23 protein-coding genes are annotated in these 23,981 nt (G+C 45.2%); 18 read left to right on the forward strand and 5 right to left on the reverse strand.

The window, feature by feature from the left end; all coding sequences use genetic code 11:
• Positions 1 to 340: 340 nt before the first annotated feature.
• Both OV592_RS04855 and OV592_RS04860 read right to left on the reverse strand, forming a co-directional pair.
• Positions 341 to 1,249, reverse strand: a complete 909-nt coding sequence (locus OV592_RS04855; protein ID WP_406610601.1) for a response regulator transcription factor — start codon at positions 1,247 to 1,249, stop codon at positions 341 to 343.
• On the reverse strand, positions 1,249 to 4,626 hold the full coding sequence (locus OV592_RS04860) for an ATP-binding protein (RefSeq protein ID WP_406610602.1): 3,378 nt from the start codon (positions 4,624 to 4,626) through the stop codon (positions 1,249 to 1,251). Before OV592_RS04860 ends, OV592_RS04855 begins: the two co-directional genes overlap by 1 nt.
• Before the next feature lie 309 nt (positions 4,627 to 4,935).
• Between OV592_RS04860 and urtA the strand changes: the two genes are divergently transcribed.
• From urtA to OV592_RS04900, 8 genes are all read left to right on the forward strand, one after another.
• The gene (gene urtA, locus OV592_RS04865) at positions 4,936 to 6,198 is read left to right on the forward strand and encodes an urea ABC transporter substrate-binding protein (protein WP_016401337.1); all 1,263 of its coding nucleotides are present in this window, start codon (positions 4,936 to 4,938) and stop codon (positions 6,196 to 6,198) included.
• Positions 6,199 to 6,263: 65 nt separating this feature from the next.
• Entirely contained in the window at positions 6,264 to 7,190 is a 927-nt protein-coding gene (gene urtB / locus OV592_RS04870) for an urea ABC transporter permease subunit UrtB (protein WP_016401336.1), read from the forward strand.
• 5 nt (positions 7,191 to 7,195) lie between these two features.
• Entirely contained in the window at positions 7,196 to 8,404 is a 1,209-nt protein-coding gene (gene urtC / locus OV592_RS04875) for an urea ABC transporter permease subunit UrtC (protein ID WP_406610603.1), read from the forward strand.
• Positions 8,391 to 9,152 (forward strand): urea ABC transporter ATP-binding protein UrtD, encoded by a 762-nt coding sequence (gene urtD, locus OV592_RS04880; RefSeq protein WP_016401334.1) that lies wholly within the window; start codon positions 8,391 to 8,393, stop codon positions 9,150 to 9,152. The genes urtC and urtD overlap by 14 nt, the downstream gene beginning before the upstream one ends.
• A gap of 10 nt (positions 9,153 to 9,162) precedes the next feature.
• The gene (urtE, locus tag OV592_RS04885; protein ID WP_221074593.1) at positions 9,163 to 9,852 is read left to right on the forward strand and encodes an urea ABC transporter ATP-binding subunit UrtE; all 690 of its coding nucleotides are present in this window, start codon (positions 9,163 to 9,165) and stop codon (positions 9,850 to 9,852) included.
• 34 nt (positions 9,853 to 9,886) lie between these two features.
• On the forward strand, positions 9,887 to 11,122 hold the full coding sequence (gene fmdA, locus OV592_RS04890) for a formamidase (protein WP_016401332.1): 1,236 nt from the start codon (positions 9,887 to 9,889) through the stop codon (positions 11,120 to 11,122).
• A 10-nt stretch (positions 11,123 to 11,132) separates the two neighbouring features.
• Complete coding sequence (locus OV592_RS04895) at positions 11,133 to 11,489, forward strand: zinc ribbon domain-containing protein (protein WP_406610604.1); 357 nt, start codon at positions 11,133 to 11,135, stop codon at positions 11,487 to 11,489.
• A gap of 178 nt (positions 11,490 to 11,667) precedes the next feature.
• On the forward strand, positions 11,668 to 11,904 hold the full coding sequence (locus OV592_RS04900) for a ribosome alternative rescue factor ArfA (protein WP_152784483.1): 237 nt from the start codon (positions 11,668 to 11,670) through the stop codon (positions 11,902 to 11,904).
• Here the strand turns inward: OV592_RS04900 and yjjG are convergent.
• On the reverse strand, positions 11,870 to 12,547 hold the full coding sequence (gene yjjG / locus OV592_RS04905; protein WP_406610605.1) for a pyrimidine 5'-nucleotidase: 678 nt from the start codon (positions 12,545 to 12,547) through the stop codon (positions 11,870 to 11,872). The two genes, OV592_RS04900 and yjjG, sit on opposite strands and share 35 nt — an antisense overlap.
• 283 nt (positions 12,548 to 12,830) lie before the next feature.
• Here yjjG and rpsP point away from each other — a divergent pair, with 283 nt between their 5' ends.
• Genes rpsP through rplS form a run of 4 tightly spaced genes read left to right on the forward strand, consistent with a single transcriptional unit; the run spans position 12,831 to position 14,791 of the window.
• Positions 12,831 to 13,076 carry a 30S ribosomal protein S16 gene (rpsP, locus tag OV592_RS04910; RefSeq protein WP_016401327.1) on the forward strand — a complete coding sequence of 82 codons (246 nt, stop codon included), beginning with the start codon at positions 12,831 to 12,833 and terminating at the stop codon, positions 13,074 to 13,076.
• 24 nt (positions 13,077 to 13,100) lie between these two features.
• Complete coding sequence (rimM, locus tag OV592_RS04915) at positions 13,101 to 13,631, forward strand: ribosome maturation factor RimM (protein WP_406610606.1); 531 nt, start codon at positions 13,101 to 13,103, stop codon at positions 13,629 to 13,631.
• Between the two features lie 8 nt (positions 13,632 to 13,639).
• The gene (trmD, locus tag OV592_RS04920) at positions 13,640 to 14,413 is read left to right on the forward strand and encodes a tRNA (guanosine(37)-N1)-methyltransferase TrmD (RefSeq protein WP_370525649.1); all 774 of its coding nucleotides are present in this window, start codon (positions 13,640 to 13,642) and stop codon (positions 14,411 to 14,413) included.
• Positions 14,414 to 14,440: 27 nt separating this feature from the next.
• A complete protein-coding gene (gene rplS, locus OV592_RS04925; protein WP_016401324.1) occupies positions 14,441 to 14,791 on the forward strand; it encodes a 50S ribosomal protein L19 in 351 nt (116 codons plus the stop codon).
• Positions 14,792 to 14,849: 58 nt separating this feature from the next.
• On the opposite strand, the gene OV592_RS04930 is transcribed toward rplS, so the two are convergent.
• Together OV592_RS04930 and mutH are read right to left on the reverse strand one after the other, a co-directional pair.
• Positions 14,850 to 15,170: an isoamylase early set domain-containing protein gene (locus tag OV592_RS04930; protein WP_016401323.1), complete on the reverse strand. Its 321-nt coding sequence runs from the start codon at positions 15,168 to 15,170 to the stop codon at positions 14,850 to 14,852.
• 98 nt (positions 15,171 to 15,268) lie between these two features.
• Positions 15,269 to 15,937 (reverse strand): DNA mismatch repair endonuclease MutH, encoded by a 669-nt coding sequence (mutH, locus tag OV592_RS04935; protein ID WP_406610607.1) that lies wholly within the window; start codon positions 15,935 to 15,937, stop codon positions 15,269 to 15,271.
• Positions 15,938 to 16,575: 638 nt separating this feature from the next.
• Here mutH and rppH point away from each other — a divergent pair.
• The 6 genes from rppH to nhaR all read left to right on the forward strand — a co-directional run bounded on the left by rppH (position 16,576) and on the right by nhaR (position 23,546).
• Positions 16,576 to 17,115 (forward strand): RNA pyrophosphohydrolase, encoded by a 540-nt coding sequence (rppH, locus tag OV592_RS04940; protein ID WP_163132963.1) that lies wholly within the window; start codon positions 16,576 to 16,578, stop codon positions 17,113 to 17,115.
• Positions 17,116 to 17,118: 3 nt separating this feature from the next.
• The gene (gene ptsP / locus OV592_RS04945; RefSeq protein WP_406610608.1) at positions 17,119 to 19,386 is read left to right on the forward strand and encodes a phosphoenolpyruvate--protein phosphotransferase; all 2,268 of its coding nucleotides are present in this window, start codon (positions 17,119 to 17,121) and stop codon (positions 19,384 to 19,386) included.
• 85 nt (positions 19,387 to 19,471) lie between these two features.
• Positions 19,472 to 20,278: a prolipoprotein diacylglyceryl transferase gene (gene lgt / locus OV592_RS04950; protein ID WP_215426380.1), complete on the forward strand. Its 807-nt coding sequence runs from the start codon at positions 19,472 to 19,474 to the stop codon at positions 20,276 to 20,278.
• Positions 20,275 to 21,126: a thymidylate synthase gene (locus tag OV592_RS04955; protein ID WP_406610609.1), complete on the forward strand. Its 852-nt coding sequence runs from the start codon at positions 20,275 to 20,277 to the stop codon at positions 21,124 to 21,126. Before lgt ends, OV592_RS04955 begins: the two co-directional genes overlap by 4 nt.
• 192 nt (positions 21,127 to 21,318) lie before the next feature.
• Positions 21,319 to 22,542, forward strand: coding sequence for a Na+/H+ antiporter NhaA (gene nhaA / locus OV592_RS04960; protein ID WP_051147592.1), 1,224 nt, complete (start codon positions 21,319 to 21,321; stop codon positions 22,540 to 22,542).
• A gap of 65 nt (positions 22,543 to 22,607) precedes the next feature.
• Positions 22,608 to 23,546 (forward strand): transcriptional activator NhaR, encoded by a 939-nt coding sequence (gene nhaR / locus OV592_RS04965; RefSeq protein ID WP_016401316.1) that lies wholly within the window; start codon positions 22,608 to 22,610, stop codon positions 23,544 to 23,546.
• Positions 23,547 to 23,981 lie beyond the last annotated feature (435 nt).

The following is a 23,981-nucleotide window of genomic DNA, read 5'->3' on the forward strand; positions in this document are numbered from 1 at the left end:
GAGCCACAAACACTGCCCGAAGGGTTCGGCTAAAATCGCTTTATGCTTTGTTAAGGAGTATTTACTTAGAATAACTAGGCAGCACACTCCTTGCCGCGCCTAAAACGATTTTATCTCGAACAAAATTTAACCGCGAAAGTTCAACAGACCCTAGTAAGCGTAGTGCGGGCAAGGAGGTTTTAAAAATTCAAGTGCACAAAAATGGCTATTTTGACGCTAGAGAGTTGTTGTGTGTAGTCTGCATTTGTTTACAACAAAGCTGTGCAAGAGGGCCTAAGCGCAAGGCTAATTAGTTTTTTTTAAGTCGCGCTAAAGCATTCGAATAGCTGCAAGGTTTAAATTAGCTGTCGTTTAAGTGGGCTAAGCAAACTGCCGTTGCACTGGTTCGGTTTTCCACTGCCAGCTTGGTAAACACCGCTTCAAGGTGTTTGTTTACGGTACGTGGGCTCATGTCTAAAATTTGCGCGATTTCTCGATTGGTTTTGCCTCGTGCTAACCACAGCACTACTTCTGATTCGCGCTCGGTTAAACTGAAGCGCTGGCGCAAGGAGTCGCGCTGGCTTTGGTCGTCGTTATTTACCAAGCGAAGTAAGTGCTCACCCGGTGACGATTGCCCCAAGTAGCGAACTTGCAGCGCCGTATTGAGGTTTTTAAGCGACAGCATGCTGTGTTTAGCTGGGGTATGGGCTAACCACTGCTTAAGTTGAGGGCAAATCACTTCTGCTGCTGTGGCAGGTAAATCCTCCTGCGATGCCAGTGTTTCGCTTGCTTTGGCACTTACCCAAATCATTTCGCCTCGGCTATTGGCGGTAAAGCTAGCTTGGCCTATTTCATCTAGGGCGCCATGAGCACTGCGGGTGAGGCGAGCATTACTAATATGTACTTTTATCCGGGCAAACAGTTCATCAAGTTTTACTGGTTTATTGATGTAGTCTACCCCGCCAGATTCTAGGCCCTTAACCACCGACTCACTGCTGCTTAATCCAGTCATGAAAATTACTGGAATATCGCTAAGTTGAGTATTTTGTTTAAGTTGCTGGCAGGCTTCAAAACCGTCCATATTTGGCATTAATGCATCCATGAGTACTAAGTCTGGAGTAATGCGTTGGCTAATGTTGAGTGCTTGTTGCCCGTCCATGGCAATTAACACGGTGTAGCCTTGTTCAATTAAAGCGGTGTTAAGCATCGCCACCGATTCGGTAGCATCGTCAACAACGAGGATTAGTCCCTTTGAGTTTGTGGCGTTCATTAAATTACGACCTTTTCACAATAAGCGGTAATGCTGGCAAATTGATACTGTTCTAATTCCTTTCTTAGGGCGCGAGTAATAGTGTGTAACGCGCTGTCTTTCTCTAGGTTTTTTATTAGCCTATCAATCCCTTGTACAAAGCCTAGTTGCGCCATTTCGGCGATTTCTTGTAGCTGTTCACGCTGGCTTTGGTTTAGTTGAATGATTAGTGCTTGCGGCTCGGGCGAGGCGCTTTGCGTGCTGGTGTTTTGGTAGTTCCAATCTATGGCTAAGGCTTTGGCAACTTTTTCTAGTAGCGCGTTATCGCGCATGGGCTTAGCTAGGTAGTCATTGTGTAACGCTGGCTCGTGAATTTCTTCAGCGGCATTGAAATAAGGCGCTTCTGTGGCATCGGCCGACACCATGATGATCGGTACACTAATGCCATTGCTGCGAAGTTTTTTAAGCAGTTGCCAGCCATTCATATCTGGCATTGAGATGTCGAGCAAAAACAGGTCAATGGCACTTAAGTAGGTATTGCTTAAACAAACTAATGCATCGTTGGCTTCATGAACCACAAAACCCAGTGGCGAGAGGATTTCTGATACTAAGTTACGGTGATTGGGGTCATCGTCTACCACCATTACGGTTTTGCTAGGGCCTTTGATAGAGTTTACTGGCGCTTGCACAGATTGCGGCTGCTGCTCTTTGTTTAAGCTCGCCAGCATGATGCTGAGCTTAAAGCTGCTACCTTTGCCAATCTCGCTGCTTACACTAATGTTTCCACCCATTATGTCGGTAAGCAACTGCGTAATGGTTAAGCCTAAGCCAGTGCCAGGAGAGCTGGGTATGTCCCTTTTCTCGACTCTCTCAAAGGGTTTGAATATTCGCTCGATATCTTGTTCGCTAATGCCTACGCCGCTGTCAGTAATGGTGAATTCTGCGACTTGATTACGGTAGTAAACGTCTAATGTTACTGAGCCTTGTTGGGTAAATTTAACCGCGTTGGACAACAGGTTAATGAGTATTTGCCGCAATTGAGTTTCGTCTGCGGTTACCCAGTTGGGCAGGTAAGGGCTGGGATTGTAAACGAAGGAAATGCCTTTGCTTTTGGCTTGAAGGCTGAACATATCTACCAAGTCACCCAGCAATTCACCAATGGCCACTTCGTCACGTTGTAATTCGATGCGGCCTGCCTCGATGCGCGAGATGTCTAATAGGCCTTCAATTATGTCGGCGAGGTGCTCTCCGCTGCGTTTGATAAGTGAGACTTTGGCGCTATGCTCGGGCGCTAAACTTGGCGATTTTTCTAAGAGTTGTGCGTAACCCAGCACCGAGTTAAGCGGGGTGCGAAGCTCATGACTAATGCCAGTGAGGTAGCGGCTTTTAGCTTGGTTGGCTGATTCGGCCGTTTCTTTGGCCTGCTGCAAGGCTTGGTCGGTAACCTCGTGGGCAGATATTTCGCGGCTAAGTAACTCGGTTTGGCGCTGCGATTCATCTAATGCAAACTGGCGGCTGTCGTTGGCTAAAACAAATAGCCAAACCAGTACGCCGACGATAATCATCAATAAGAAAAATACGTGGCTTAAGGTTGCTGAAACTGCCGCTTTAGTGGCAAATTCGGCGACTGGGATCCGCGAATAGACTAGGTAAAACAAGCTGGCAATGAGCAAGGCAATGAGCGCCATTAAGCCAGAGAAATTCAACAGCCGAGTATTCATTAAGGATGACACGGCTTTAGGAAGTACCAGGCTAACAAATTGACTTAATTGCTGACCAAAGCGGGCGTTTTCTTTGCATTGATCATGGCAGCGCGCATCTAGGGTGCAACATAGCGAGCATATCGCGCCGCCATAGGCTGGGCAGCTGGCAAGGTCTTCAATTTCAAAGTGATTTTGGCAAACCGTGCATTCTCCTTGGTGAGCCTGCAGTAGATTGGGCTCTCTAGCTAGGTAGTAGCGACCTTTGGTTAAAATGGCGATGATAGGAGAGCACACAAAAGCGGTGCTTAAGCCGATGTAAGGCGCCAGCGCTTGCGCTGTGTCGCCGGCATTTCCGGTATAACAATAGATACTTAAAACAGATGCAATCACCATGGAACCGACCCCAACAGGGTTAATGTCGTAGAGGTGGGCGCGTTTAAACTCGATGTGCTTGGGGCTATAACCCAAGGGTTTGTTGATCACTAAATCGGCCACCAGTGCGCCAACCCAAGCAACCGCTACATTCGAGTAAATGCCGAGTATGTCTTCTAACGCGGCGTAGATGCCTAGCTCCATAATCAGCAGGGCAATAATCACGTTAAATACCAGCCACACTACGCGACCTGGGTGGCTATGGGTTAAGCGAGAGAAGAAGTTTGACCATGCGATAGAGCCGGCATAGGCGTTAGTTACGTTAATTTTAAGCTGACAAACCAAAACAAAAATACCCGCCAAGGAGAGCGCAAGCAGTGGGGATTGGGCCATATAAGAAAAGGCCACTTGGTACATTTGAATAGGATCTCCGGCCACATCTTCGGCCACTCCTGCATTAATGGCTAGTACCACTAAAAACGATCCTAATAGTATTTTAAGTGCACCAACAATAATCCAACCTGGACCTGCCGATAACAAGGCTACCCACCAACAGGCCCGGTGTTTTTTCTTGGCCTCGGGCATAAAACGTAAGAAGTCTACTTGCTCTCCAATTTGCGCCATTAACGAGAATAGGATCCCCGATGCTGCACCAAATAAATGCAGGTTAAACTCACCTGAATTACCGCTCTCTAGCTTGCCTTCAAACTGTAGCCAGTTGTTAATTGCACTGGACTCATGCCACAAAATAAAAATGAGTGGAGCCAGCTGTAGTACCAGCCATATGGGTTGGCTCCACAGTTGAAAACGGCTGATGAAGGTGATCCCATGTGTTACTAGAGGGATCACCACAATGGCACTAATTAAGTAGCCAATGCTTAAGGGAATGTTAAATAACAGCTCTAAAGCCGAGGCCATAATGGCCGCCTCAATGGCAAAAAAGATAAAGGTAAACGAGGCGTAAATGAGAGAGGTAATGGTAGAGCCAATGTAGCCAAAGCCCGCGCCGCGCGTAAGCAAATCGATATCGACGCCATAGCGTGCAGCATAGTAAGAAATAGGCAGCCCGCAGAAAAATATAATTGCCGAAACCAGCAATATGGCGATTAAAGAATTGTTGAAACCAAAGTTAAGAATTAGCGCGCCACCAATGGCTTCTAGGGCTAAAAAAGATATTGCGCCCAAGGCAGTATTGGAGACGCGTGCAACCGACCACTTACGGGCATTTTTAGAGGTAAACCTTAGCGCATAATCTTCTAAAGTTTGGTTGGCTACCCAGCGGTTATAGTTTCTACGGGCTTTAAATACATGCTGGTCTTTCATCCCTTAAACGCCTTCCTTTGCGAATTCACAGGTTTTATAAGCATTTTTCGCGCCGTGGCTTTATCACCCTTTTGTTAAAATGGTTATTAAAATCAGACTGTTATGCTTGTTTAACTGAGTTATTTGTTGGTAGCGATGTGCCACTCTCTTTAATATCTTGACCCTAAATCAATCTCTTATTCACCGCTATGCGTCAAATGACGTAGGTCGCTAGGGTGAACGGCGAATTTTGCTCAGCCTTGCAATTACGCATCATGGTATTCACCAAGTACGGACACTTTGTCTTACACACTCAGTAGGGATACCACTATGCAAAATCTCAAGAAAACAGGCTTAAGCAATTCGCTACGCCGTAATCTGTTAAAAGGAATGATGGCTTTGCCTGCCGCAATGCTGGTTTCACAACTAAGCTTTGCTGCGGCGCCTAGCACCGCTGAAGTAAATACTACCGGCTTAGCCGTAACCGACGACACGGTGAAGGTAGGTATTCTGCACTCGGTGACTGGCACCATGGCCATTAGTGAAACTGGCTCGGTGCAAGCCGAGATGCTAGCCATTGAGCAAATTAACGCAATGGGCGGCGTATTAGGGCGCCAAATTGAATACATTCAAGAAGATGGCGCCAGTGACTGGCCAACCTTTGCCGAAAAATCGAAGAAGTTATTAGTTAAAGATAAAGCAGCGGCGGTATTTGGTTGCTGGACCTCTGCTTCTCGTAAAGCGGTATTGCCGGTGTTTGAGCAATATAACGGCATGCTTTACTACCCAACGTTTTATGAAGGTTTAGAGCAATCTCCTAACGTAATTTACACCGGCCAAGAAGCTACTCAGCAAATTATTGCAGGGATTGATTGGGTAACCGATACCAAAGATGCCAAAAGCTTCTTCTTACTGGGTTCTGATTACATTTGGCCACGAACTTCTAACAAAATTGCCCGCAAACATATTGAAAAACTGGGTTTAAAAGTAGTGGGCGAAGAGTACTACCCACTGGGTCATACTCAGTTCAACTCGGTTATCAACAAAATTAAACTTAAAAAGCCTGATGTGATTTACGCCATTGTAGTAGGTGGGTCTAACGTTGCCTTCTACAAGCAGCTTAAAGCTGCGGGCATCGATATGAACAAAGAGAAGCCACTGGTATTAACTATTTCGGTGACTGAAGACGAGATCTTGGGCATTGGCGGTGAAAACATTCAAGGTGCTTACGCTGCCATGAAGTACTTCCAAAGCTTAACCAACCAAAACAATGAAGAGTTTGTAGCAGCTTTTAAAAAGCGCTGGGGCGACGACATTGTAATTGGCGACGTGACTCAAGCTGCCTACTTAGGCCCATGGTTGTGGAAAGCCGCGGTAGAAAAAGCCGGCTCGTTTGATATCGACAAAGTACGTGCTGCTTCGCCAAACCTAGAGCTAACCACTGCGCCAGAAGGTTATGTGAAAGTTCACGAAAACCATCACCTATGGTCTAAAACGCGAATTGGTCACGCTCAAGCTGATGGTCAATACGACATCGTTTATGAAACCGCAGACTTAATTGAACCAAACCCATTCCCTAAAGGTTATCAGTAACCGCTGTAGGTGGCTCAGCTCGCTGGGCCACTTGTTCTTTCGCTAGCTTTTAAGAGGGACTGAATATGTTTGCCGATTATACCAGCTCAGAGCTAACCGCCATTTTCGCCATGCAGGGATTTGCCGGTCTTATTTTGTTTTCTGTATTTGTTCTTATGGCTCTAGGTCTAGCCATTATATTCGGTCAAATGGGCGTAATTAATATGGCCCATGGCGAGTTTATGATCCTAGGTGCTTACATTACTTACCTTACTTCGCAGCTATTTAGCAATTACCTTCCGGGTCTATTTGATGGCTACTTTTTTGTGGCAATGCTGCTGGCGTTTATTGTCACTGCAGCGCTGGGTGCGCTGGTGGAGTGGGCGATGATTCGCCATTTGTACAAGCGTCCACTAGATACCTTACTAGCTACTTGGGGTTTAAGCCTTATTTTACAGCAGCTCTATCGCACCGTGTTTGGCGCTCGAGAAGTGGGAGTGAGCCTACCTGATTGGCTAATGGGCTCTTATGCGATAACCGACATTATAGAAGTGCCGATTAACGGCATATTTGTGATGGCATTAACCATCATGATTACCATTGGCGTGTACTTGCTAATGCAAAAATCTCGCTTAGGTAAACAAACCCGAGCAGTGGTGCAAAACCGCGCAATGGCAGGTGCCGTAGGGATTAATACCGAGAAGGTTGACCGTTACACCTTTGCCTTAGGTTGCGGCATTGCTGGTATTGCTGGCTCGGCCTTTACCATGGTGGGCTCAACCGGCCCAACAGCAGGGCAACTCTACATTGTAGACACCTTCTTAGTGGTGGTGTTTGGTGGCGCGTCAAGCTTGCTTGGCACTGTTGCATCGGCCTTTACCATCTCACAAGCGCAATCAACCATGGAGTTTTTCCTTAGTGGTTCGATGGCCAAAGTTCTCACCTTATTGACCGTGGTAGGCATTTTAATGCTGCGTCCTCAAGGTCTGTTTTCGCTCAAGGTTCGTCGTTAGGGAGAATGATGATGTTATCTCAACTTAGTGCTACTGCAGCACAAAATACCAGTAAGGTTGATTGGTGGAAGTATCTACTGTTGGCCGCGATTATTTTCATTGTGTTGCCTTTGTCCTTGGATATTTTTCGACTCAACTTAATTGGCAAGTATTTAACCTACGCCTTTGTGGCGATTGGCTTAGTGCTGTGCTGGGGTTGTGGCGGTATTTTAAGCCTAGGCCAAGGCGTGTTTTTTGGCTTAGGTGGTTATTGCATGGCGATGTTCTTGAAGCTGGAAGCCTCAAGCCCCGAAGCCACCGCGATTCAATCAACGCCAGGCATTCCTGATTTTATGGATTGGAACCAGCTCACTGAGTTGCCCTGGTTTTGGCAGCCCTTCGATAGCTTAGCCTTTACCTTGGTGGCGGTGATTGCAGTGCCGGTATTGTTCGCCTTTATTATTGGTGTTGCTATGTTTACCCGCCGGGTCGGTGGGGTGTACTTCGCCATTATTACCCAGGCCATTGCTGCCATTCTCACCATCTTGATTATCGGCCAGCAAGGCTATACCGGTGGAGTAAACGGCATTACTGATTTACGCACCTTTTTAGGCTGGGATATACGTACCGAGTCGGCGCAGTACCTTCTCTACTTTATTAATGCTGTGTTGCTGTTCGGCTGTCTGTTTGCTGCCTTATACATCAAGCGTTGTAAGTTAGGCCGTTTGCTGGTGGCGATGCGTGAGAAAGAAGATCGAGTGCGTTTTTCTGGCTATAACGTTGCCAGTTTCAAAATCTTCATCTTTTGTGTTGGTGCAGCCTTTGCTGCCATTGGTGGGGCAATGTTTACCCTGCAAGTGGGCTTTATGTCGCCATCCTTTGTGGGCATTGTTCCTTCCATCGAAATGGTGATTTTTTGTGCCGTGGGTGGGCGTTTATCTTTGCTTGGTGCGGTATATGGCACTTTGCTGGTAAACCTCGCTAAAACCACTTTCTCTGAGTCTTTCCCTCAGTTGTGGTTATTTGCCATGGGCGCGCTATTCATTGGTGTGGTGTTAGCCTTTCCCGATGGTTTAGCCGGTCTCTATCAATCTTACATTCAGCCTTGGTTTAAGCGCGTGTTCAAACCTAAAGCCAGCAAACCCGATGTGCCAAAGCAGACGGTTCAGGCTGCAGAGCCTGAGGCAGATAGTGCTTCGCCATCTATAAAGGAGAGCCCAAATGCCCCAGCCTAATTCATCAAAGAACAAAGATTTTGTACTCAGCGTTGAAGGTTTAACCGTGTCTTTTGATGGCTTTAAGGCCGTTGATGACTTGTCGCTATACGTTGAAGAGCAAGAGATCAGGGTGATTATTGGCCCTAATGGCGCCGGTAAAACCACGGTATTGGATTTGATATGTGGCCGAACTAAAGCCACCAATGGCTCGATTAAGTTCAAACAAAAAGAGCTTACCAAGCTGAAAGAACACCAAATTGTGCATGCAGGTGTAGGGCGTAAATTTCAAAACCCGTCCATTTATGAAGACCTGAGTGTTTTTGAAAACTTGGAAATCTCTTACCCACGCGGTCGCAATGTGTGGGGAGCCTTGACCTTTAAGCGTGATGAAGCGGTGCACGCCAAGATCATGGAAATTGCCGAAATGGTGTTTCTTAGCGACAAACTTAACGACCAAGCCGACTTGCTTAGCCATGGCCAAAAGCAGTGGTTAGAGATAGGCATGCTGCTTATTCAAGATCCAGAGCTGCTGATGTTAGACGAACCGGTGGCGGGTATGTCGGTAGCCGAGCGCAAACAAACCGCCCAGTTGCTGCAAAGCATTACCAAGCAACGCTCGGTATTAGTGATTGAACACGACATGCAGTTTGTTGAAGACATCGCCGACCGAGTGACGGTGTTACACCAAGGAAAGGTGTTGTCTGAGGGCTCGATGCAGCGGGTGAAGAACGACCCTAAAGTGGTCGAAGTTTACCTAGGCCATTAAGGAGAAAGTGATGTTAGAACTAAGCGATTACCACGTGGCCTATGGCCAGAGCGAAGTAATAAGTGGCATGAATTTTAGCCTCAAAGAAAATGAGATTGTGGCGATTCTTGGCCGCAATGGCATGGGCAAAACCACTTTAATGAAATCGCTGATTGGCATGATTCCGAGCAAAAGTGGTGAAGCCAATTTAGATGGAGAGCCCTTAGCCGAGAAAAAGAGCCATCAGCGGGTGGCTTCTGGTTTGGGTTTTGTGCCGCAGGGCCGGATGATTTTCTCCACCATGACGGTGCAAGAAAACATTGAAACCGGCTTAACCAGCACTGGCGAAAATAAAGTACCCGATGACTTATACAGTATTTTCCCTGTGTTATGGGAAATGCGCCACCGCCGAGGTGGCAACCTTTCTGGCGGACAGCAACAACAGTTGGCGATTGCTCGTGCTTTGGCTAGCAATCCCAGCGTACTGCTACTGGATGAGCCCACTGAAGGTATTCAACCTTCAATTATTAAAGATATGGCAAAAACCCTAAAACAAATTCGCGACCAGCGTGGTTTGTCGATAGTGGTGTCGGAACAGGTATTGAGCTTCGCCCTTGATGTGGCGGACCGAATACTGGTGATTGAAAAAGGACAAATCGTGCATGACGTACAGCGCGATGACGTTGATGAACAGCAAGTGGCCGCGTACTTGTCGGTATAGCTTGCTGGGGAATTTACATTCAAGGAGAAAGACCATGGCAGAAACAATTATCAAGATTGACTTAAACAAATCGGCTTACGAAAACGAAAAGCTACACAATCGCTGGCACCCAGATATTCCTATGGCGGCTACTGTAAAACCAGGGGACGATTTCATTTTGGAATGTGTAGATTGGACTGGCGGACAAATCAAAAACGACGATGATGCTTCTGATGTGCGTGATGTTGATTTATCTCAGGTGCACTTTCTTTCTGGGCCGGTTGGGGTAGAGGGAGCAGAGCCAGGTGATTTGTTAGAAGTGGATATCTTAGATATTGGCACCTTTGATGATTCACAATGGGGCTTTAATGGCTTCTTCTCTAAGCAAAATGGTGGCGGCTTTTTAACTGAGCATTTTCCTGAAGCGCAAAAATCGATTTGGGACTTTAATGGCATGTTCACTAAATCTCGTCATGTTCCAGGTGTTGAGTTTGCTGGCCTGATTCACCCTGGCCTGATTGGCTGCTTGCCAGACAAAAAGATGCTAGATGAGTGGAATCGCCGAGAGAAAGAACTGTTTGATACCGACCCTGAGCGGGTCCCAATGTTAGCGGCATTGCCTTACGCACCTACTGCTCACATGGGGAAAATGAAGCCCGATGATGCCAAAGTAGCGGCCGAAGAAGGTGCTAGAACTGTTCCGCCGCGTGAACACGGCGGTAACTGTGACATTAAAGATTTATCGCGTGGTTCGAAAATCTACTTCCCGGTGTATGTAAAAGGCGCGGGTTTGTCGGTAGGCGATTTACACTTTAGCCAAGGTGACGGCGAAATCACCTTCTGTGGTGCTATTGAAATGGCCGGCTGGATCCATTTAAGGGTTAATTTGATTAAAGACGGTATGTCTAAATATGCGATTAAAAACCCGATCTTTAAACCAAGCCCAATTACGCCACGCTACGATGACTACCTAATCTTTGAAGGTATCTCGGTTGATGAAGATGGCAAGCAACACTACTTGGATGCCAACGTGGCTTATCGCCAAGCCTGTTTAAATGCCATTGAGTACCTCAAGAAATTTGGTTATAGCGGTGCGCAGGCTTATTCATTGCTTGGTACTGCGCCAGTACAAGGCCATTTAAGCGGGGTAGTGGACGTACCTAACTCCTGTGCGACGTTGTGGTTACCTACCGATATCTTTGAGTTTGACATTAAGCCGAATGCAGATGGGCCAACTAAGTATTTAGATGGCAGCGTCGATATGCCTTTGGCTCCAGACTTAGATAAATAGGAGATGAGCTATGCCAGTTTATGACTATAAGTGTGCTGAACATGGTTTGTTCTATGAGCTAGCTACCATGGCCGATAGCGCTAAACCTGCGAAGTGCCCAAAGTGTGATGCTTTATCCGCTAGGGTTATCGTGTTACCACCTGAGATATTGGATATGGCTGCCGAAACCAAACAGGCGATTGAGCGTAATGAGAAAGCGCGGCATGAGCCGCAGCATTCAACGGTGGATACGCGGGCCGAAAATGCCGAAAAGCTGAAAAAAGGCTGCGGCTGTAAGCATACTAAGCGCGGTGGTTCTAAGCTGCTGTATACCGCTAATGGCGAGAAAATGTTCCCGTCTATGCGGCCTTGGATGATTAGCCATTAAGCTGGTATAGGGTAAACCAAGAAGCTGGCGGCGGCTGGCTTCTTGGTTAGGCTGCTTTACCTAAGGGCTATTAATTTGCGATGTTTAAATAATATACAGTGTGTATTTAGTTTAACTTGGTTTACACTAGCCACCTTATAGTGGCTATTGGAGCCGCTGGGCAAACGAGAGAAAGATTATGGCTAAGAAAAAAGTCGCTAAGTTGTTAGCGCATGAGCATGGTCGTGGGCAAATAAACGACAATGCAATTAAGGCGCTGGTTACCAGCCAGTTATTTAAAGCAAAAGTTGAACGGCCGAAAAAAGGCAAAGGTTCATATACTAGAAAGGGGCATAAGCTGAAGGGCAATGCCCCTTTCGACTTTTTGGGATTAACTCAAACTAAGCGGCTTCTAACAGGCTTTGCAGTTGCTTAAGTGAACTCACCTCATAGTGCGGCTCTATTCCCTCTGGCCTTTCTTCTCCGTGGCGATTTAACCAGCAAGTTCTAATCCCCGCATTAATACCACCTTGTATATCTGAATGTGGATTGTCTCCCACCATTAATACCCGATGTTTTTCCGGTTGCTGCATTTGAGCAAAGGCATGCTCAAATATATCTTTATGCGGTTTTGCAACGCCCACTTGCTCTGAGATAACCAAAGGTGAGAAATAGCCGCTCAAACCGGTACGTTCTAAACGAATTTTTTGTAGCGCGGTAAAACCGTTAGTAATAATGCCCATCTTCACTTTGCTCTTAAGTGCATCTAGCAAGTCTTTAGCGCCGGGTAATAGGCTGCATATGTCTGCCATTGCCTCTAGGAAGGCGTCATTGAGCGCTTGCGGGTGTTGTTCAAGCTGCTTAGCCCAATACTCAAAGCGTTGCTGTTGAAGCTGCTCTGCATTCACCTGGCCGGCTTGATAGGCTTCCCACAAGGGCAGGTTGCGGGTTTGGTAATGCTGATAGTCTTGTTGCTCAAATTTAACCCCATAGCGAGAGAACATTAACTGTAAGCCGGCAAAAGCGTCAAAATGAAACAGGGTCTCATCGGCATCAAACAATATCCATTGGTACTTCATAAACAAATGGCTCGGTGATCAGTAAAGTTAAACGCCTATGTTGGTAGAAGCTTGCAGCTAAGTCAAAGTGTGCATTAGTAGCTTGAGTCACTTAGCTTTTTTAGCTGCAAAAACAAGCATAGAAAGTATTGGCCATTTTGCGCCGATAAGCGCTAGCAATTTAGATGCTCGCCAAAGCGGGTTATAGCTTGCAATTAAGCAAAAAAGGAGTACAATTCCGCGGCTTCAATTAGCGGGGATCCCATTTTGGGACCTTAAATTTTTTAACTAGTATGAGGACGATATGGTTACCATTCGTTTGCAACGTGGCGGCGCTAAGAAGCGTCCATTCTATCAAGTAGTTGTTACTGATAGCCGTAATTCACGTGACGGTCGCTTCATTGAAAAATTAGGTTTTTTCAATCCGATCGCAAAAGGTCAAGAAGAGCGTATTCGCTTGGAACAAGACCGCATTGATCACTGGGTTGGCCAAGGCGCTGCGGTTTCTAACCGTGTAGCTAAGCTAATCAAAGATTCAAAAGCAGCTTAATTTAGCCTTTTTAGTGGAGTTAAGATGAGCAATAAAGAACAGCCCATCGTACTGGGTCGCCTCGGTGCCGTTTACGGTATTAAAGGATGGCTAAAAGTTAACTCATTCACTGAAGATGCAGAAGCTGTATTTAACTATCAACCTTGGTTGATAGGTCGTTCTGGCGAATATACTTCAATTGAAGTGACAGAATGGCGGCGACACAGCAAATCTTTCATCGTTAAGCTTGAGGGCTACGATGTAAGAGAACAAGCACAGAGTTTAACCGGAATGGATATTGCGGCTTTACCGGACGTTCTACCGGAGCTTGCTGAAGATGAATATTACTGGCGTGACCTAATGGGCATGCAAGTGGTTAATCGCAGTGGCTATAACTTCGGGCATGTGACCGATTTAATGGAAACAGGCTCTAATGATGTTTTGGTTGTGAAAGCCAATTTAAAAGATGCCTTTGGCAAAAAGGAACGGTTAATCCCGTTCATAGAGTCTCAGATAATTGATAACGTCGATCGCGAGTCTCAAACTATTACTGTTGATTGGGACCCTAGTTTCTAGGTTCCTTTATGGCTGAGCAAACACCACAATTGTGGGTGGGAATAGTAAGTCTATTTCCAGAAATGTTTTCTGCCATAAGCGAGTACGGTGTAACTGGGCGTGCGGTAAAACGCGGCCTGATTAAGATTGAGTGTTGGAATCCTCGTGATTTTACTCATGACAAACATCGTACGGTGGACGACCGACCTTACGGCGGTGGCCCTGGCATGCTAATGATGGTGCAACCTTTACGGGATGCGATTCATGCTGCTAAACAGGCCGCTGGTGATGGGGTTAAGGTGATTTATATGTCACCGCAAGGGCGTACCTTGAAGCAAGATGGAGTAATAGAGTTAGCTCAACAGCAAAAGCTGATTATTGTTGCTGGTCGCTATGAAGGCATTGACGAACGCTTGATTCAAGCGGAAGTTGATGAAGAATGGTCGATTGGTGATTATGTGTTAAGTGGTGGTGAGCTGCCAGCAATGAATATGATAGACGCCGTCTCGCGGTTAATTCCGGGAGTTCTGGGGGATAAAGCTTCAGCTGAGCAGGATTCATTCTCTGATGGATTGTTGGATTGTCCACACTATACTCGTCCAGAAGTTTTGGATGGGCAAACAGTACCCGAGGTACTGTTAAGTGGTAACCATAAAAAAATCGAAGAATGGCGCTACAAACAGGCACTTGGGCGAACTTACTTGAGGCGACCGGAGTTATTGGAGAATCTAGCTCTGACTGACAAGCAAGAAAAGATTCTTGCTGAGTTTATCCAAGAGCAAACGCCCTTGGATAGTAAATAAAGATTCAGTTAATTCTAGGAAATAGTAATGAGCAATATCATTAAACAGCTCGAAGAAGAGCAATTGAAGCAAGACGTACCTGCGTTCGCACCTGGTGACACAGTTGTAGTTCAGGTAAAAGTAAAAGAAGGTAACCGTGAGCGTCTACAGGCGTTTGAAGGTGTAGTAATTGCTAAGCGTAACCGTGGTTTACACTCTGCATTTACTGTACGTAAAATTTCAAGCGGTGAAGGCGTTGAGCGTGCATTCCAAACTCATAGCCCGCTAGTTGAGAGTATTACTGTTAAGCGTCGTGGTGACGTTCGTCGTTCTAAGCTTTACTACTTGCGTGAACTTTCTGGTAAGAAAGCACGTATTAAAGAAAAATTGGCTAAGTAAGCCCTTTTCTTCGAGAATAAAAAAGCCCGCAGTAGCGGGCTTTTTTTATGTTTGTGGTTTAAGCCACTTCAAGTACAGAGTTGTCACCATCCACGCCATTTGGCTGGTAGCTGTCTGCTGCCCAGTCATTGTCATAGGCTTCTGCACCGTCGCTCAAGCAAAGTTTGTATTTAAACTGGTAGCTGCTTTGTTGATCTGTTGGCACGTTTACCACTACTTTGAACTTACCGTTTTTTAGCTTAGTAAGCTCTATAGGTTGCCATTCGTTAAACTCAGCTAGCAAGAAAATTTGCTCCGCTTCTTGAGTGGCTTCCTTCTCAATTTCAAAGGTAACTTTTACTTCTGGCTTCGATTTTAGGTATTGCTTCTTCAACGGCATGGTTTCTCCTCCGAGAGATAATATAAATCCGTATACTATGTGACCAATATCGATTCTTTCAAAAAAGTGAGAGCTTGGTCAATAGTTGATTATTTTTTTTACAGTTGAAAGTAGTCTTGAAGCAGGGCTGCGGTGAACTTTGTTCTTAGATAATAACCACGAGGAAGGGTTTGAATTAGTTGGCCATTTGGGCCAATTGCGCTGGTTCGAGCCTTGTTATTAGCGGCTTTAGGGCGTAACTGTAACACTTGACCATGGCGCGCGGTAATTTGTTCTATTTGACCAAAAGCAATCATTTCCATGATTTCCTCCCAATCTGATCGGAGCAGTTGTTCTTGCTGGGTATTGGGGCTCCAAAGGATGGGGTTGGCCACCACGCGCTGATCTAAAGGAATATGCCGCTCTGCTAAAATGGGGATCCACAATACCCGCGATAGCTTGTTATACACGTTGCTATTGTGCCAAGTTGATCCGGTGACATTGCACAGAGGAGTTATGCACACGTAGGTACTTTCTAGTGGTTTGCCCGAAGCATCAATAGGAATGGTTTTAAGTTCTATACCCAGCTCTGGAAAGTCTTGGATAGGTTTGCTACCCGCACTCGCGCCCAAGCACCATTCGAGCAATTGACCGCTCCAGCCTTTTTCTCTTTTTAGATCTTTTGGAATGGCAAATCCTTCACGATGTGCAAGTTCACCTAAGCTTAATCCGGCTAAAGACTGAGCGCGTTCGAAGAGTTCTGTTTCACTTTGTGGTTTAGCTGTCATGCATGCCTAGCGCCAACAAAAACACTATTGTATAGAAGCTGTTCAACAATTGCAGCAAAGCTTAAATGCTTAAGTGAATATAGCTAAGGCTATGTTTAAAAAAGGTTTTTATTAGAAACTGTGGGCTTTGTTAGCGAGTTGTGGGGTTTATTCATAACTAATGCGCACTTACTAACAGCTTTGTCCACACATAATAGGGATAACTATCTTCCATTGTTATTAACTTAGATTTTATGCACAGAATTATACGATTTAATTAAAAGTGGTGTGTTTTTAGTCAGAAATTTTTGCCGTTTGGCTAGAAATCTAGAACTGTGTGTTTTTTAAACGCTATGACTTATAAACAGTTTTAACTTGCTAAAAATAACGCTTACTCAAATCGCTTTTTCTTAACTTGTTGTTTTTGTTGGATTATACGTTTTTTTGTTGGTGTGTTTTTTGTTCGGCCTTGAACTGTGATTTTGTCTATAGGGGGTTTAACCCAAGTTATGCACAGGATTTCTCACAGATAAGTCGAATAACTTTAATTAAGCCTGCATTATTACAATTTATTCCCTTTGTGATAGGCGTATTTGCCGCGCTTGTGATTCTGTGAAAGAATCACTTTATCTATAGTTTTTTAGCTGAAGGTTGTTTCAGTGATTGATGGGGATGGTTATCGTCCCAACGTAGGCATCGTTATTTGTAATCAGCGTGGTCAGGTTTTATGGGCACGTAGATATGGTCAACATTCATGGCAGTTCCCTCAGGGAGGCGTAGACGAGGGAGAGTCTGCTGAACAAGCGATGTATCGTGAGTTACATGAAGAGGTCGGCTTGTTGCCGCAAGATGTAAAGATTGTAGCAACAACCAGACATTGGCTGCGTTATAAATTACCAAAGCGCTTAATTCGTTGGGATAGTCCGCCGGTTTGTATCGGACAAAAACAAAAGTGGTTTTTGCTCCGCTTAGTGGGCAAAGAATCTAATATAAAATTTGATCGCTGTGGCCACCCAGAGTTTGATGATTGGCGTTGGGTGAGTTACTGGTATCCCGTAAGACAGGTAGTGTCTTTTAAGCGGGAGGTTTATCGCCGAGCATTAAAAGAGTTTGTTACAGCAGCCATGCCGTTTAACCGCTCGGAGAAACACCAAGGCAAAGATAAACGCCGGCGTTATAAAAAGCGAAAAGGAGCTTAGTAAGTGTTAGGAGAGTTACGCGCCATTGTTGAACAGGTAAGCAATGCCGATACTCTCGACAGTGCTTTAGCTATTCTTGTCGAAAAGATTCGCCTTACCATGCACACCGACTGTTGTTCGGTATATGTGATGGACTCGCAGCAACAAAATCTTGTTCTGCGAGCAACCCATGGCCTTGCCAGTGAAGCTGTGGGTAAAGCAATGATGCCTTTGGGAGAAGGGGTTGTTGGCCAAGTAGCCGTTCGTGAAGAGCCGATTAATTTAGCTGATGCGCGTTTAAATCCTCATTTTAAGTATTTGCCCGAAACCGCAGAAGACGGTTTCTTTTCATTTCTTGGAACACCAATTACTCACCAACGAAAGGTGTTGGGAGTGTTAGTTGTACAACAGTCCGAAACCCGCAGTTTTGATCAAAGTGAAGAATCATTTTTGGTCACGCTGGCTGCGCATCTCGCCGGGGTATTAGCCAATACCGATTTTCAAACGGTGCTACAAGAACCTACTAAGCACAAGTGGACTGAAGCAATAAAAGCAGGCTCTAGCTCTAGTGGGATAGCCATTGCCAAAGCTTGGATAAATCGCTCTACCGGTGCCTTAGAGCAGCAAGTTGTAGAAAAAGCTGAGGACAGCGAACACCAATTACAGCGCTTCGATGTTGCCTTGGAAATTACTCGAGATGAATTTCATAGTTTAGCGATTAAGCTGTCTGAACAGTTGCCCAAAGATGTCGCTTCTATCTTCGATGTTTATCAACACATGTTGGCTGATGCTAGTTTAGCTGGCGATATTCGCCGCAAGATTAGCGAGGGCTATCAGGTTGAAGGTGCACTGCGTTTAGTGATAGAGCACTACGTGCAGCAGTTTGAAGAAATGAACGACCCCTACTTAAAAGAGCGGGCGGTGGATGTAAAAGATGTCGGTTTACGTTTGCTGCATACCTTGGAATTAGGCCCTAGCGCAGAAATTATTCCTAGTGAGCCGGTGATTGTGGTTGCTGAGGAAGTTACTGCCACTATGTTCGCAAAAATCCCGCGTAAGTTTTTGGCTGGGGTTATTTCTCAGCGTGGGGCCGCAAACTCACATGCAGCCATTTTGGCACGTGCCATGGGCATTCCTGCCTTAATGGGCTTAAGTTTTAACGTTAATAAACTGCGCGGCTGTGAGCTTATTTTAGATGGTTACTCCGGCGAACTGTTTGTTGAGCCTGACAAAATTGTTCGTGATGAATACATCGCTTTATTGGCGCAAGAGAGCGAGCTAAATAGTCTAGTTCAGCAAGATTTAGATAAACCCGCTGTTAGTATCGACGGTGAAAACGTCGAGATGTTAATTAATGCTGGCCTTAGTGCCGATAGCGACATTGCGATTAATGCGGGTGCCGATGGCGTGGGTTTGTATCGTACCGAAGTGCCATTTTTGATGCAGGATCGTTTTCCCTCTGAAGACGAACAATATACGCGTTATCGCGATATTCTAAACAGCTATCGCGGTAAAGAAGTGTGTATGCGCACCCTTGATGTGGGCGGGGATAAACAGCTTCCCTATTTTCCTATTGTGGAAGAGAACCCATTTTTGGGTTGGCGCGGCATTCGCCTGACTCTCGATCATCCCGAGATATTTTTGGTACAGGCAAGGGCGATGTATCGCTCGGCTATCGAGTGTGGCAACTTATGTATTATGTTGCCGATGATCAGTTGCCTTAATGAGGTAGATGAAGCCTCGCGCTTGCTCGAGCAAGCTTGGGCGGAAGTGGTTGATGAATTAGATTTAACCGAGCCACCAGAGCGGCCTAAACACGGGGTGATGCTAGAAGTACCTTCGGTATTATTTTTGTTACCAGAATTAGCCCAGCGAGTGGACTTTTGGTCGGTGGGCAGTAATGACTTAACCCAGTATTTATTAGCCGTAGACCGAAACAATACCCGCGTTGCAGAGCTGTTTGATACTTTTCACCCATCTGTAGTGCGTGCATTAAATCAAATTATTGAACAAGCTAATCTGCACAATACTCCCGTTAGTTTTTGTGGTGAGTTAGCAGGTGAACCGGTGGGGGCCTTGTTGGTATTAGCATTAGGTTACCGTCGTTTAAGTATGTCTAGTTTTAACCTAGCTAAAATTAAATACATAATACGGCATGTGAACCTGAGTGAATTAGCGGCTTTGCGTAAGCAAATCCTACAAAGCCAAAGTGGTTCAGCGATATACAGCTTGTTGTATGAATATTTGCAGCAACAGAACTTGTCGCAGTTGGTTCGTGTTAGTAAACATTAATGAATTTGCCATGAGTCAGAGCTTGTTTCATGGCTGATTTAACTGCAAAATGCCCATTCTTTTTATTCCCTAAATAGAGCAAATTATCGTGTCTACACCTTTGCAATTTCCTGAAATTGATCCGATTGCGATTAGCATCGGTCCATTGGACGTACGTTGGTACGGTTTAATGTATTTGTTTGGCTTTTTATTTGCGATGTGGTTGGGTAACCGTATGGCCGATAAGCCTGGCAGCGGTTGGACACGCGCCGAAGTAAGTGATTTGCTGTTTTATGGATTTGTAGGGGTAATCATTGGTGGCCGAATTGGTTATGTGTTGTTTTATCAGTTCCCACAGTTTTTAGATGATCCTTTATATTTGTTTAAAATTTGGACCGGCGGAATGTCGTTCCATGGCGGCTTATTAGGTGTAATTGCGGCGATGATGTGGTTTGCGCGCCGAACCAAACGCCACTTTTTCACCGTAGCCGATTTTATTGCGCCACTCATTCCATTTGGTTTAGCCACGGGACGCTTAGGTAATTTTATGAATGGCGAGCTGTGGGGGCGCGCAACGGACATGCCTTGGGGAATGGTGTTCCCAACAGGTGGCCTAGTAGCAAGACACCCTTCACAGCTTTATGAGTTTGCCCTAGAAGGCGTATTGTTGCTGGTTATTTTGTTGGTTTATGCCAAGCGTAAGCCACCAATGGGCGCTATCTCTGGTGCCTTTTTGTTAGGCTACGGTAGTTTCCGTTTTATTATTGAATTTTTCCGAGAGCCCGACAGCCACTTAGGCTTGTTAAGTTTAGGCATGAGCATGGGACAAATCTTGTCTTTGCCTATGATTATATTTGGCGTTTTATTTATTCGCTGGGCTTATCGACGCAACACCAAAGAGAGTAACGCATGAAACAGTATTTAGACCTATGCCAACGCATTGTTGATGAAGGCACTTGGATTGAAAATGAACGCACCGGTAAGCGTTGTTTAACCATTATTAATGCTGATCTTGAGTATGATGTTGCCAATAATGAATTCCCATTAGTTACAACACGCAAAAGCTATTGGAAAGCCGCCATTGCCGAGTTACTGGGTTACATTCGTGGCCTAGATAATGCGGCTGATTTCAAAGCACTAGGCACGCCTACGTGGTTGGCTAATGCAAATGAGAACGAAGCGTGGTTAAACAACCCGGCACGTAAAGGCGACAACGATATGGGTCGGGTTTACGGCGTGCAGGGGCGTTCTTGGCGTAAGCCAGAAGGCGGGTCGGTTGATCAGCTGAAGAAGATTGTAGATGACCTATCAAAAGGCATTGATGATCGCGGAGAAATTTTGTCGTTCTATAACCCGGGTGAATTTCACTTAGGCTGCTTACGACCATGTATGCATACTCATACTTTTTCTTTATTGGGCGATACGCTTTACCTTACTTCGTCACAGCGCTCTTGTGATGTGCCACTGGGGCAAAACTTTAACCAAATTCAAGTGTTTACGTTTTTGGCATTGATGGCGCAAATCACTGGCCATAAACCGGGTAAGGCTTACCACAAAATTGTTAATGCCCACATCTATGAAGATCAGTTGGAATTGATGAGAGATGTTCAGCTTAAGCGTGAGCCGTTTGCTGCACCTAAGTTACATATTAATCCAGATATTAAGAGCCTAGAAGATCTTGAAACCTGGGTGACCTTAGACGACTTTGAAGTGACTGGTTACCAATATCACGACCCTATCGCTTACCCATTCTCGGTATAGTTATCCAATTAACCCTGCTAGAAAGTGTGATTTCTAGCAGGGTTAAATATTCGACCCTTCTGTTAATCAATGGTTAAACCATTGTTTTTCTAATTTATAATCGGTTTTTCCGATGGTAAGTTCAGCTACAAGTGAATATGTTTTGTTCACACTCTCAGTAAAATGACTTTTTATTTTTCTCAGTGAGCTGTTATGAAATCATTTCTTGAACGTTTTTTAAGAATGGAAGCTGCTGGCGGTATCTTGCTAATGCTTGCCGCTGTGGTGGCACTGTTTATGGCAAACAGTGCGTGGTTGTCTCCTGCATATTTCGCTTTTCTCGATACGCCGTTTCAAGTTCGTATCGCGGAACTAGATATTAATAAACCATTGTTGCTGTGGATTAACGACGGCTTAATGGCCATCTTTTTCTTAGTGATTGGCTTAGAAGTAAAACGCGAGATGGTAGAAGGCGCGTTGTCGTCTAAAGAGCGAGCGTTATTGCCGGTAGTTGCGGCTATTGGTGGCATGGTTGTGCCTGCTGCTGTTTACCTACTATTTAACATCGGTGATGGTGAGCTAGCCAAAGGTTGGGCTATTCCTGCTGCTACTGATATTGCATTTGCACTAGGCGTTATGGCCTTACTAGGCAAACGTGTTCCAGCTAGTTTAAAGGTGTTCTTACTGGCTCTTGCTATTGCAGATGACCTTGGTGTAATTGTTGTTATTGCGCTGTTCTATACCAGTGAAGTTGCGATTATGCCGTTGGTGTGGGCAGTTGCCGCCACCATTGGTCTATGGATGCTAAATCGTCGAGGCCATGCTGGCTTAAGTGCATATATGTTACTTGGCCTAGTGCTTTGGGTAGCGGTACTTAAATCTGGGGTTCATGCTACTCTGGCCGGCGTAATTGTAGGATTCATGATCCCTATTAAAGCTAAGGTAGGTGGGTCACCACTTAAGAAGTTAGAGCATGCTTTGCATCCTGCTTCTAGCTTTATCATTGTGCCCATTTTTGCTTTTGCCAATGCTGGTGTTCCGTTAGACGGCATTAGCTTCGAGAGCTTCCAAAGCCCATTAGCTTTAGGTGTTATCCTTGGTTTATTGGTGGGCAAACCATTAGGTATTTACACTTGCAGCCGTTTAGCTATACGTGCTGGCTGGGCGAAGCTACCTGAGGGATCCAACAACATGCAATTGCTGGCGACTTCAATGCTATGTGGTATTGGTTTCACTATGTCTATTTTCATCTCATCGTTAGCCTTTGCGGGGCAAACGGATTTGATAGGCTTGTCGCGATTAGCTATATTGGCGGGGTCGGTAACTGCAGCCCTTATTGGCTATGGTTTACTTCATTGGTCTACCCGTGAAGAGGCGGCAAAAATTGCTGAGCAAGAGCAAGGCAAAACCAATACATTGAGTACGTCTTCGGTTTAACCATTAAGTGAAGGCTGTACCCTGTTTAAGCAAACCCCGTAAAGGGGTTTGCTATTAGGTAAGGCATGTCACACTTAAACTACAACCACCTTTACTACTTCTGGATGACCTACAAGCGCGGTTCTGTAACCGCTGCAGCAGAAGCATTATTCCTTACTCCGCAAACTGTGACAGGCCAAATTAAGCAATTAGAACAGCGCTTAGCTGGAGAGTTGTTTATTCGCCGTGGCCCAAAGATCACTCCTACCGAATTAGGCCAATTGGTCTACAAATATGCTGACCGAATGTTTAGCCTCAGCTACGAAATGCTAGATATTGTAAATTACTCTCAGCAAGAAAAACTGCTGTTTGAGGTTGGGGTGGCTGATGCTTTATCTAAGCGTTTAGCGAGCCGTATTTTGTTGTCAGCTGTACCACCCGACGGGAATATTCGCTTACGTTGTGTTGAGTCAACGCATGAACTGTTGTTATCTCAATTGGCCGAACATAAGCTTGATATGATTTTGTCCGATTGCGGTTTAGATAATGCGCAGCAAGATGGCGTATTAAGTAAAAAGCTAGGCGAGAGTGGCATAGCTTTTTTTGCTAATGAGCCAATGTCGTTGTTGCCATTTCCTGCATGTTTAGAGCAGCGCAGCTTATTATTACCAGGACGACGCAGCTCCTTAGGGCGAAAGCTATGGACTTGGTTTGATGAGCTGGGGCTAAAAGTATCGGTACTCGGGGAGTTTGATGACGCTGCCTTAATGAAAGCGTTTGGCGCATATACTGATGGTATTTTCGTTGCGCCAGCCATTTATACCGAAGAAATCTTGGCTAACCCAAATACTCGCTTGCTTGGCGTTACTCACGACTTAACCGAGGAGTATCACGTATTGTTTGCTGAGCGAATGATTCAGCACCCCTCTGTTAAACAGCTATGTAATAGCGATTTTTCCCCTTTGTTTTCTGGAGAGCAACAGCTGCAAAATGTTGATGCTATTTTAAATTTTAATTCAAAATAAGCGCTAAGGCTAAGCAGTAAGATTCATAATATTTAACTATTTAGCGTAGATTTTATGTTTATTCGCAGATCAGCTTTCTTGTTGTGATTTATATCAAAAAAAACGGTTTGACCACGCATTTAGTTTGAACTGACGCATGTTTACCGCTCTGGTTGCTTAATTATTCATCGGGTTAGCGCTACGCTATCTTTCATAGATTACAGAATATCATTCTGAGCTAAAGCAAATATCAAAAATTATCTTTAAGTTCAGCATGTAAACAATAATAAGGGTTAGCAAGTACTAACCTAATAAATGTTTCTGGTAACTCTTTGTCGCGGTAGCAAAAATAAGCCTCCTTTCATCGAGCTGTTGTACAGAAGCCTCGTTAAACCAGATCATCTCAACTGTGTTTGGCGAGTGATGCTATTTAGCATCTGAGCGCAGAAACAAACG

Origin of the sequence: Agarivorans sp. JK6 (assembly GCF_045277145.1) — a bacterium.
In the GTDB taxonomy this organism is placed as follows: Bacteria; Pseudomonadota; Gammaproteobacteria; order Enterobacterales; family Celerinatantimonadaceae; genus Agarivorans; species Agarivorans albus.

Excerpts from the sequence above, each read along its gene's own strand:
- nhaA (WP_051147592.1), top strand. The coding sequence starts at position 21,319 with ATGAAATCATTTCTTGAACGTTTTTTAAGAATGGAAGCTGCTGGCGGT.
- yjjG (WP_406610605.1), bottom strand. The coding sequence starts at position 12,547 with ATGAAGTACCAATGGATATTGTTTGATGCCGATGAGACCCTGTTTCAT.
- OV592_RS04855 (WP_406610601.1), bottom strand. The coding sequence starts at position 1,249 with ATGAACGCCACAAACTCAAAGGGACTAATCCTCGTTGTTGACGATGCT.
- OV592_RS04895 (WP_406610604.1), top strand. The coding sequence starts at position 11,133 with ATGCCAGTTTATGACTATAAGTGTGCTGAACATGGTTTGTTCTATGAG.
- rplS (WP_016401324.1), top strand. The coding sequence starts at position 14,441 with ATGAGCAATATCATTAAACAGCTCGAAGAAGAGCAATTGAAGCAAGAC.
- OV592_RS04930 (WP_016401323.1), bottom strand. The coding sequence starts at position 15,170 with ATGCCGTTGAAGAAGCAATACCTAAAATCGAAGCCAGAAGTAAAAGTT.
- nhaR (WP_016401316.1), top strand. The coding sequence starts at position 22,608 with ATGTCACACTTAAACTACAACCACCTTTACTACTTCTGGATGACCTAC.
- mutH (WP_406610607.1), bottom strand. The coding sequence starts at position 15,937 with ATGACAGCTAAACCACAAAGTGAAACAGAACTCTTCGAACGCGCTCAG.
- urtA (WP_016401337.1), top strand. The coding sequence starts at position 4,936 with ATGCAAAATCTCAAGAAAACAGGCTTAAGCAATTCGCTACGCCGTAAT.
- fmdA (WP_016401332.1), top strand. The coding sequence starts at position 9,887 with ATGGCAGAAACAATTATCAAGATTGACTTAAACAAATCGGCTTACGAA.
- urtD (WP_016401334.1), top strand. The coding sequence starts at position 8,391 with ATGCCCCAGCCTAATTCATCAAAGAACAAAGATTTTGTACTCAGCGTT.
- OV592_RS04860 (WP_406610602.1), bottom strand. The coding sequence starts at position 4,626 with ATGAAAGACCAGCATGTATTTAAAGCCCGTAGAAACTATAACCGCTGG.
- urtC (WP_406610603.1), top strand. The coding sequence starts at position 7,196 with ATGATGATGTTATCTCAACTTAGTGCTACTGCAGCACAAAATACCAGT.
- trmD (WP_370525649.1), top strand. The coding sequence starts at position 13,640 with ATGGCTGAGCAAACACCACAATTGTGGGTGGGAATAGTAAGTCTATTT.
- urtE (WP_221074593.1), top strand. The coding sequence starts at position 9,163 with ATGTTAGAACTAAGCGATTACCACGTGGCCTATGGCCAGAGCGAAGTA.
- rimM (WP_406610606.1), top strand. The coding sequence starts at position 13,101 with ATGAGCAATAAAGAACAGCCCATCGTACTGGGTCGCCTCGGTGCCGTT.
- urtB (WP_016401336.1), top strand. The coding sequence starts at position 6,264 with ATGTTTGCCGATTATACCAGCTCAGAGCTAACCGCCATTTTCGCCATG.
- OV592_RS04955 (WP_406610609.1), top strand. The coding sequence starts at position 20,275 with ATGAAACAGTATTTAGACCTATGCCAACGCATTGTTGATGAAGGCACT.
- OV592_RS04900 (WP_152784483.1), top strand. The coding sequence starts at position 11,668 with ATGGCTAAGAAAAAAGTCGCTAAGTTGTTAGCGCATGAGCATGGTCGT.
- rpsP (WP_016401327.1), top strand. The coding sequence starts at position 12,831 with ATGGTTACCATTCGTTTGCAACGTGGCGGCGCTAAGAAGCGTCCATTC.